The organism is Photorhabdus sp. S10-54 (genome assembly GCF_963878145.1).
Lineage (GTDB): Bacteria > Pseudomonadota > Gammaproteobacteria > Enterobacterales > Enterobacteriaceae > Photorhabdus > Photorhabdus kayaii.
Genome location: NZ_CAWNXG010000026.1, coordinates 16648 through 27331, shown reverse-complemented (window position 1 = coordinate 27331; position 10684 = coordinate 16648). Strand labels below are relative to the sequence as shown.

The 10684-nt window shown below is 39.2% G+C and carries 6 protein-coding genes; all 6 read left to right on the top strand.

Translation table 11 applies throughout. The features are described 5' to 3' along the window. Positions 1-11 precede the first annotated feature (11 nt). The 6 genes from rsxD to AACQ83_RS14565 all read left to right on the top strand — a co-directional run bounded on the left by rsxD (position 12) and on the right by AACQ83_RS14565 (position 10573). Positions 12-1091 carry an electron transport complex subunit RsxD gene (gene rsxD, locus AACQ83_RS14590; RefSeq protein ID WP_112878192.1) on the top strand — a complete coding sequence of 360 codons (1080 nt, stop codon included), beginning with the start codon at positions 12-14 and terminating at the stop codon, positions 1089-1091. Positions 1092-1100: 9 nt separating this feature from the next. Then, entirely contained in the window at positions 1101-1730 is a 630-nt protein-coding gene (gene rsxG, locus AACQ83_RS14585) for an electron transport complex subunit RsxG (RefSeq protein ID WP_112878191.1), read from the top strand. Continuing rightward, complete coding sequence (locus AACQ83_RS14580; protein ID WP_112878190.1) at positions 1727-2410, top strand: electron transport complex subunit E; 684 nt, start codon at positions 1727-1729, stop codon at positions 2408-2410. Before rsxG ends, AACQ83_RS14580 begins: the two co-directional genes overlap by 4 nt. Positions 2411-2426: 16 nt before the next feature. Further along, a complete protein-coding gene (gene nth / locus AACQ83_RS14575) occupies positions 2427-3065 on the top strand; it encodes an endonuclease III (protein ID WP_112878189.1) in 639 nt (212 codons plus the stop codon). A 139-nt stretch (positions 3066-3204) separates the two neighbouring features. Then, a complete protein-coding gene (locus AACQ83_RS14570) occupies positions 3205-5148 on the top strand; it encodes an exoribonuclease II (protein WP_112878188.1) in 1944 nt (647 codons plus the stop codon). Between the two features lie 508 nt (positions 5149-5656). Further along, positions 5657-10573 (top strand): putative adhesin, encoded by a 4917-nt coding sequence (locus AACQ83_RS14565; protein ID WP_112878187.1) that lies wholly within the window; start codon positions 5657-5659, stop codon positions 10571-10573. Positions 10574-10684 lie beyond the last annotated feature (111 nt).

Here is a 10684-nt window from a genome sequence, read left to right as displayed (position 1 = left end):
GATTGTTATAAATGAAATTCAGACCCGTTCAAATTGACAATAAAAAACTAAAAGTCGCAAGTTCGCCTTTTACACACGATCAGCAAAGTACCAGCCGCATTATGCTGTGGGTTGTGCTGGCAGCGATCCCCGGTATTGCAGTACAAACTTACTTCTTTAGTTACGGTACCTTGTTCCAGCTCCTGCTTGCAGTGATTACCGCCCTACTTGCAGAATCATTTGCCCTATCTTTGCGTAAACAGGCAATTATGCCTCGTTTGCAGGATAATTCTGCATTACTGACAGGTTTACTTTTAGGGATCAGCCTTCCACCACTGGCTCCTTGGTGGCTGATTGTATTGGGAACTGCCTTTGCGGTAATTATTGCCAAACACTTATACGGTGGCCTTGGTCAAAACCCATTCAATCCGGCAATGGTCGGTTATGTCGTACTGCTAATATCATTCCCAGTGCAAATGACCAGCTGGTTGCCTCCTATGGATTTACTGGCAACACAAATCACACCGCTAGACAGTCTGATGGTGATCTTCAGCGGTCATACTCCCGATGGCACAACATTACAGCAGTTGCAACAAGGTTTCGATGGAATTAGCCAGGCTACACCGCTGGATAGTTTCAAAACCGGTTTATTGACTCACAATATTGATGACGTTCTTCGCCAACCTATATTGCAAGGATCTCTGGCTGGCATTGGCTGGCAATGGGTCAACATTGCTTATCTTGTTGGTGGGTTGATTCTGCTGAACAGAAAAGTGATAACCTGGCAAATTCCTGTGGCATTTATCCTGGTATTAGGCTTATGCGCACTCATTAGCTGGTTGATTGATCCATCTCATTATTCGCCACCATTATTACAACTGTTTTCCGGTGCAACCATGCTAGGTGCATTCTTTATTGCAACCGATCCCGTCAGTGCTTCCACGACACCCAAAGGTCGTTTGGTTTTTGGTGCCATGATCGGCTTATTAGTCTGGGTTATCCGTGTTTATGGTGGTTATCCTGATGCCATAGCATTTGCGGTCTTATTGGCGAATATCACCGTGCCACTCATTGATCATTACACCCAACCCCGCGTTTACGGGCATAAATAAGGAGCCGTTATGTTAGAAACCATGCGACGTCACGGCATCACACTAGCCATTTTTGCTGCAATTACCACCGGGTTGACGGCTGTCGTGAATTCACTCACCAAAAGTACTATCGCAGAACAAGCCGCACTACAGCACAAGTCGCTGCTTGATCAGGTTATTCCGCCTGCCCTATACGACAATGATATACAAAACGAGTGTTATCTAGTCAATGCGGATGCTCTGGGCAATAACTTGCCTCATCGTCTCTATCTAGCCCGTAAAAATAGTCAACCCGTAGCGGCAGCGTTAGAAAGTACTGCACCGGATGGTTATTCCGGTGCTATTCAATTACTGGTTGGCGCAGATTTCTCGGGAAAAGTACTTGGTGTACGGGTTACAGAACATCATGAAACCCCAGGACTAGGGGATAAAATTGAAACCCGGATTTCAAACTGGATTAATGTATTCTCAGGGAAAACCATCACATCAAATCATGACCAGCACTGGGCAGTGAAAAAAGATGGCGGTGAATTTGATCAATTTACCGGCGCCACTATTACCCCACGCGCCGTGGTAAACTCAGTCAAACGAACCACACTTTATTTACAAACTATACCTAAACATCTCTCTTCTCTAGAATCCTGTGGAGAAAAATCATGAGTGAAACCAAAAAATTATTTATCCAAGGGCTATGGAAAAACAATTCCGCTTTAGTACAACTGCTAGGATTGTGCCCACTGTTAGCCGTATCTTCCACTGCAACCAATGCGCTCGGCTTAGGGCTGGCAACGACACTGGTTCTAGTCTGTACCAACATTGCGGTTTCCAGCTTGCGTCGTTGGGTACCCAATGAGATCCGTATTCCAATTTATGTTATGATCATCGCCTCGGTTGTAAGTGCTGTCCAGATGTTGATTAACGCCTACGCTTTTGGTCTGTATGAATCATTGGGGATTTTCATTCCACTGATTGTGACTAACTGTATTGTTATCGGCCGTGCTGAAGCCTATGCAGCGAAAAATCCAATTATGCCCTCTGCGATTGATGGCTTAGCAATGGGATTAGGAGCCACTTTTGCCCTGTTTGTTCTTGGTGCTATTAGAGAAATTCTCGGCAATGGAACCCTATTTGATGGCGCTGATTTACTGCTGGGTAATTGGGCTAAAGTATTACGAATAGAAATCGTTCATATGGATTCCCCTTTCCTGTTAGCGATCTTACCACCCGGCGCTTTTATCGGTTTGGGATTAATGCTGGCAGCGAAATATCTTATTGACGAAAAAATGAAAACTAGGGCAATAAAAGAAAAAAGCCGTGCAATAACCATGTTACCAGAATAGGACAGTTCCATTTGATATGAACAAGCAGAAACGTATCGACATTTTAACGCGTTTACGGGATAACAACCCAAAGCCAACAACTGAATTAGTTTTCACAACACCATTTGAGTTACTTATTTCAGTACTGCTTTCAGCGCAAGCAACAGATGTGAGCGTTAATAAAGCCACAGCGAAACTCTATTCGGTTGCTAATACCCCCAAGGCAATACTTGACCTTGGTGTAGATGGGCTGAAAGAGTATATAAAAACTATCGGTCTGTATAACACCAAAGCGGAAAATACAATTAAAACCTGCCAGATATTACTGGAAAAACATGCTGGCGAGGTTCCCGAAGATCGTGCTGCATTGGAGGCATTGCCAGGTGTTGGCCGCAAAACAGCCAATGTGGTATTAAACACCGCTTTCGGCTGGCCGACTATTGCAGTCGATACCCATATTTTTCGCGTTTGTAATCGTACTCAATTCGCGCCCGGTAAAAATGTCAATGAAGTCGAAAATAAATTACTACAAGTTGTCCCGGCTGAATTTAAAGTTGATTGTCATCATTGGCTTATTTTACACGGTCGTTATACCTGCATAGCCCGTAAACCTCGTTGTGGTTCCTGTATTATTGAAGATCTATGTGAATTTAAAGAAAAAATTTACCCTGAGTAACTATTGTAATTTTCATTGCAATTTCCATACTGTTTTACGCTATTTTGCAGATGTTGCTTGCTCGACATCATCAATTCGCGTAAAACTGTTATTCTAAAAAACTATCTGATAATAACCCTCAACTTTCTCCGCGGATATTATGTTTCAAAACAACCCGCTGCTTGCACAGCTAAAACAGCAACTTCATTCCCAAACACTTCGAGTAGAAGGTTTGGTCAAAGGTACCGAAAAAGGATTCGGATTCTTAGAAGTCGATGGGCAAAAAAGTTATTTTATTCCTCCCCCACACATGAAAAAAGTTATGCATGGCGATCGAGTGACTGCCGCTATTCATACTGATAAAGAAAGAGAGATCGCCGAGCCAGAAACATTGGTCGAACCATTTCTAAGTCGCTTCGTTGGCCGTGTCCAGAAAAAAGAAAATGATAACCGTTTATGGATCATTCCTGATCACCCACTGCTAAAAGATGCTATCCCTTGCCGGCCGACCAATCAGGTCACTCATCCATTTCAACATGGTGATTGGGCTGTCGCTGAAATGCGTCATCATCCATTGAAAGGCAGCCGTGGTTTTCATGCAGAAATTACCGGCTATATCACTGAAGGCGACAATCACTACGCCCCTTGGTGGGTAACACTCACTCGCCATAACCTGGAACGTGATGCTCCCGCTATGGCTACCGATTGCCAGATGAACGATGGCGATCTTGAGCGCATTGACTTAACGTCGCTGGATTTTGTCACTATTGACAGTGCAACCACGGAAGATATGGACGATGCTTTGCATATTGCTAAGCAAGATGACGGTAGCCTGAAACTCAGCATCGCCATTGCTGATCCAACAGCTTATATTGCGGCTGACAGCGAACTGGATCAAATCGCCCATCAACGTGCTTTCACTAACTACCTGCCGGGTTTTAATATCCCCATGTTGCCACGCGACCTGTCAGAGAATTTATGCTCTCTGCGCCCTAACGCTCGTCGTCCGGCATTGGTTTGTCAAGTTTCTATTCTGGAAGATGGTCAACTGAGTGATGATATTGCGTTTTTCTCTACCTGGGTTGAATCAAAAGCTAAATTAGTTTACGACGAAGTTTCTGACTGGCTGGAAGAAACCGGGACTTGGGAACCTGCTTCCGAAGCGATTAAGGCTCAAATCACGCTCCTGAAGGAAATGAGTGATCGCCGTAACCAATGGCGCCACCAAAATGCGCTTATTTTCAAAGATCGTCCTGATTATCGCTTCATCCTCGATGATAATGGTTACGTACTGGATATCGTAGTAGAACAACGCCGCACAGCTAACCGTATTGTTGAAGAAGCCATGATCACTTCTAACCTGTGCGCCGCAAAAATACTACGCGATAAGTTAGGTTTTGGTATTTACAATGTCCATATGGGTTTTGAGCCACTGCAAATTGAACAAGTGGTTGAATTACTGAAAGAAAATGGTGTCGATGCTAACACAGAAGAATTGTTAACCTTAAACGGCTTCTGCAAATTACGCCGTGAATTGGATAAACAGCCAACACAATTCCTTGATAGTCGCATTCGTCGTTTCCAGACTTTCGCAGAAATTAGACCTGAACCCGGCCCTCATTTTGGTCTCGGTTTTGATGCTTACGCCACCTGGACGTCACCGATCCGTAAATACAGCGACATGATTAACCACCGTTTACTGAAAGCGATTATTCAAAAAACGGATGTGAAACAACCCTCAGAAGAAACCTGTTTACAACTGGCTGAACGTCGCAGACTGAATCGTATGGCTGAACGAGATGTAGGGGATTGGCTGTATGCCCGCTTCCTGCAACCACACGCAGGAACAGAACAACGATTTACCGCAGAAGTCATTGATATCACCCGTGGTGGTTTACGTGTCCGACTGGTCGATAACGGTGCAGTGGCCTTTATACCGGCACCATTCCTACATGCCGTGCGTGATGAGCTGCAATGTAGCCAAGAGACCGGTACAGTGATTATCAAAGGTGAAGTCGCTTACCAATTGAACGATATTCTTGATGTTCGTATTGATGAAGTCAGAATGGAAACGCGTAATATTGTCGCCCGCCCTACGGCCTGATTTCCCTTAATTGAACCCTTTCTGAGTCAAACTACAGTTTAATCGCTGTAGTTTGTTCTAACCTTACATCTCGTTCTGTTCGATACGAGGTGTCACTATATTGAACCATTATCATTATCCCCTCACAGTGATAACATTTCCCTTTCCACTTCTTTACAAATATTTACTATTTCTACTGTTTACTACTCGCTATAGAGTGTTTTTAATAAATACCCCGTATTAACCACAGAGACCTTATCAGCCCACTCCTCAACGGATACATTGTCTTATATTTAACCATATTATAAAAAACTATAAATAAATATTTATATATAGTTATACTAATTAATAATTTTACAATGTTATTAATTGGTATTTGATATTAACTGATATTAACTATAATTACCCTGCCTTACGATTGTGACTTTAAAATCAAAAAATAATATTTTTATATGAGCAATCATTTCTATAAATCAGATGGATACGGTAGCTATATAGCTAAATAAATTTAATCAACTTGGAGGGTTATATGTCACATTTTGAATATGATGTAGAAAATAAAAACGATGCCTATCAATCAAAAGAAAATGAATATACCGTGGTCAATGGAGAGTATTTTAAATATAATACGAAAAATTATAAAAATAGTGACAATATTTTTACTTACCTATTAAAAGGCAATCAAGACTATCCAACTTGGATAACCTCTGATATTAAAAAAGTGAGTCTATATATCATAGAAAATTTATTTTCTTATAATAAATACTCAACTAAATTACAACAAACTTTAAAACAAGCTGTGAACGCCGTTTTCAATGAATATTCCGAAATAAAATACTCTGAGTTACTGCATAACATTAACAATATATTCAACCTTTTTTTCATAAAAAATTATGATAGTTCTGATATCGATACAGCAATCAATATTTTAATATCAAAAATAGAAATTCATGAAAAATTAGCAAGCATAAATAAAAATAAAGTCAATTCAGATCAAACTAAAGCCGATATATGGCAGGAACTGGGTATCAATGCGGAAGAACCTTTACTAAAAATATATCGTCAGGCATTCTCTACCGGAGAAATCGATGATGAGGTCTATTCAGATGTATTGCTAACTTTTATGTCAGATGGCAATGTAACGTTAAGTGATAAAGAAAAATCAGATTATAACCAACGAATCAAAGATAAAGAAGATCTTTTCAAATCCTATAAAAAAGGCATTGAAAAGGTGAATAGTTTAATTTCTGCTAATAATATTAATCCAGGCATTCCGATTACTCATCCAGAAACAAACCAAAGTATCAGCATTGGAGATGACATACTATTAGCTCTACTAGCCAAAGAAGAGGTAGCATTAAAAAAACAACATCGTACCGAGTATAGTCAGAAAGATATTTTTGAACTGCAAACTCTACAAGCTGCTAAGTATCATTTATTAGTCTTATCTTCATTAGGTGCCCTATTATATCAGATTGCCCCTAAAATCGGAAAAATGACTCAAGGTCATGGTGATTATCGCGATATCATTTTTGCCCAAGATCAGGCTGAATTATTATTTAAAAAACATAATATTCACTATGATACTGATCATGTTCTTTCTCAAGAATCAAAACATATTGAAATGGAAGGCTGTATTATTTTAACAGCCGCAATCATTTATCGAATGAGAAAAGAGAATTCCAATGAGGAACAAGCATTTAAGTATTCTACATTAGAAACAATAAAATTATTTGAAAATGACAAGCAAAAACTTAATCCTTTCAATAAAAGCAACGTAAAGCCAGCAGGATATTTTTCTTTTATTGATTTCAAAAAGAGAGATAAATTTGATTCACAATATAATTTTAATGAGCAATTTAATGTTTATAAAAACAAATACAGTCATTATGAATCCATTTCACTCAGTAAGTTAATACTTTCATCTCCGGCTGCGCAATTAACTGCCGAAGAAATTGTTAATCCACCAGAAGAAGCCTTTCTCTATTCAGTCGAACACGGCATGGGAAATGTCGCCATGATAAAAATGTATCAGGGTAATTGGTTGGTTGTCTCAACAATACAAGGAGGAGTGAAAGCAAAAAAATATTCCCAACAACAAGTTGATAGCCAACCCACCTTACGTGCTATGTCTAGACCCAATGCACTATTTTTAATTGAGCAAAAAATAGAGATAGGTATGGGGATATTAATGGCAAATAGAATGGTTCGTACAGGAAAAAGACTTTTCCCGATTGGCTATGTACGGGCCAAAACCTTGAGTGGTTTCTCAGAAACAAACAGATATAAATATTCTTACGACGCATTTTGGAATGATTATTACGGTATAACTTCAGGAATGAATGTCGGAATTAGCTTCACAGGTTCACCTAAATTTAATTTTCATAAAGAAGAGAACTTACTTTCTGTTACCACAACAATAATACAGCAAGGCTTAAACGATATTGCAATAAAAAGTAAACAGGCGCTGGATATTACCTCTGGTTGGCATATCGCGGCAACCATTCTTATTCCTTTCTATAATGTTATCTATAAAGCAACAACCGATAGTGAATATAAATTAACTGGAGAGGATATTGGCTCCATTGTCTTTGATACAGCAAATGTGCTGTTAGTTGTTGCTACCCTAGGTATGTCATTGACTGAATCAATGGCCGCAAAAGTCACACAGACCACATTGCGCCTCAGACAAGCCGGTCTAACCGGAAGAGCTTTAATTACAGCGGTTATCAGAACATTACCAGAGCATGGCGTAATCACTTTGCGTCAATCTTCTCGCATTCTGCTCGGCGGATTAATTGATTTAATCGAGCCTTTACCGATTAGATCAACACTGACCTTAACTTACCGAGGAGTTGTAAGCGCAGTAGGTGTGATAAAAAATAGCATTAAACTTGAGAAAAGTTTCGCCGATATTTTTAGCAAAAGTACCAGAGGGATTGGTAAACTTAAAAATGAATGGAAAGTCAGCAATATTTCACTCGACGAAATGGTCCCTCATGCAAATGAGGGAATATATAAAGGGGTCTATTCAATACACCCTGCTAATGTGGAAACAGCAATTAAACAGAACTACTATATAAAGGAATCTGGTGCTAATTATCAAGTCAAATGGGATGAAGCAAACCACACCTGGCGAGTAGCCAACCCGGCTTATCCAGAACAATTTAGTTACTGGCCTGCGGTGAAATTAGATAAAAATGGCCATTGGATTACTCATACCGATGTATTTAATAAATTTCTTATCCTGGAGCAGAGTAAAAAAATAGATCAGGAACTTGAAGCAGCACGCAGTAATATTAATAATGATAAAATATTGGATGCATTTATTCATATCAATACCGCATTCAAAGATCATGAAAAGTATGATATCGATAAACTATCAGATATTACTGACACATTAACCCATTTCTTGGAGAAATCCCTAAAACTTGGAAATAAACAAGCCCTACTCAACACAGAGATAGTGAATATCCAACAAGCCTGGATACGTGAAGTCACCTTACCATTACAAAACAATCCATTACCAAAAAACCTCAGTATTTCGGCTGAAAAAATTAATGCCATCAAAACCGAACTGCCTTATCTATTGAGAGAAATCTATCCTGTTGGAAATCAATTACCTAATGCATCAGCAATCAATAAAATTGCCCTAGCTATTGAAGAAATACCTAGCACACCGATGCCAAAATACTCTTCGGGTAATATCCCAAAAACTATACAATACACATCCATAGAGAGTAACCGTGTAGATATTCCTCCTGTCGGGATCACAATAACAGGTAATGATCTATTTATTAATCAAGTCACTCACGTACTAGATGAAATAAGTGAAATCCCTTCCGGAAATATCGTTATTCAGGAATTGGAAAAACAGGGTATAAATATACAACCTCCAATGATGAGTGCCATTGTACGCGAAAAAGATGGTCAATTTTATGCCCGTAATAGTGCCGGTAGCAGTATTGCCTTTGATCCAGAGAATCACCTGATTGGCACAGAAGAAAAACTTGTCGAGGAGCCCTGGCGTTCCCGTGAACCTGCTATCGCTTTATATCATGAGATGCTACATATCTATTATAATCGTTACCCAACATGGTTTACCTCTATCGATAATAAAATAATTGATCAAAAAGTCAGTGGCGGTTTTTCTTTACTGGAAGAATCACGCATTGTGGGAACAAAATATTACTCCAATGATAAAAATACGTTATTTGATTTCAGTAATTCCGACTATTTATTAGAAAACAATTCAGCCTTATTGACTGAAAATAGATTCAGAACAGAATATGCCATATTCAAAGGTGAAAGCGAGTATGTTATTCAACCTTATTATGGTAAAGGCGATAGTCAAATTCCATTGACAGACATCGAAATAAACATAAATGAATCACATCGCAATGTCATGGGTGTGGGTAGTGGAAAACCTGAAAAAATGCCCGGTGAATCAGCTACTGATTACCGTAATAGAGTGAAGGAATGGCGAAAAGAGAATAAAAAACCAGGGATGGATATAGATATTGGATCAGCTGATATTAGAAAAAGAAAAGCACAATTCAGAATTGGACTTTTACAAAAAGAATATCCTCAACTTGAACCACAAAAAATTGAGCTTGGCGGTGCATTCGAATTATGGACAGTACCTAATGAACCGGCGAATAGATTAATGCTGAGTTCACATGGATATTTTTTCTCTGATAGTGCAACGACGCAAGTCCCCGCGGGAAAAACGATTCAATTTCTTGGTCCTCACGGTCAGACATTATTGGAATCACCGGAAAATCTATTGAATTCTCCCTTTGATGTTACATTAGGTAATAGCGGCTTAACTGTACAACCTTATGCAACAATTAAAGCAGGCAACACAGCAAGTCTGGCTAATGTAAGAATAGGTGATAAAACGTTTACCATGAACGATATTCAGAATATGGCTACTAATGATATTGAAAATTATCGGCTAGCCACTGGAGTAGAAGCCAATACAGTTAATCATAGCAGGGTAAGAAATTACGGTATCAAATATTATGAGAAAATGCCTGATGAGGAAGTGAAGGCGGCAGTATGGAAAAATAGAACAGACAGTACGAATATCAATAAATATGACGCACTATTAGTCAGCCCGGAAGCGGGGAATCGTAAAAAATTGTCCGATATTTTTACGCTGCTGAAAACCGATGAAAGGATGGCAAAATATGATGAAATAACCTTTGTTGCCTGTCGTGAAGAATTAAACAGAATAAATATGAAATCAGTACATGATACCGGTCTTGGCGGTGGTTATGAACCCAAACTACAAGCAACGGTGATTCTTTCACGCTCTAAACGATCGGCGACTCTCACGCCGGATGGAGCAATTATTTATTCTATTATTGCAGTAAATCTACATCATAATCTCATAACAGAAAAAATTATCGGCATAGCACCTTTCTTATTGATAGATAATTAAAAGGTTTTTGTATTACTTGAAACACTAAATTAAGGCGAGAAATGTTTTCTCGCCTTATTTATTTTAAACTGTGTTAATTCTGCGCTAGGAATTATTACGAGAACGAACACT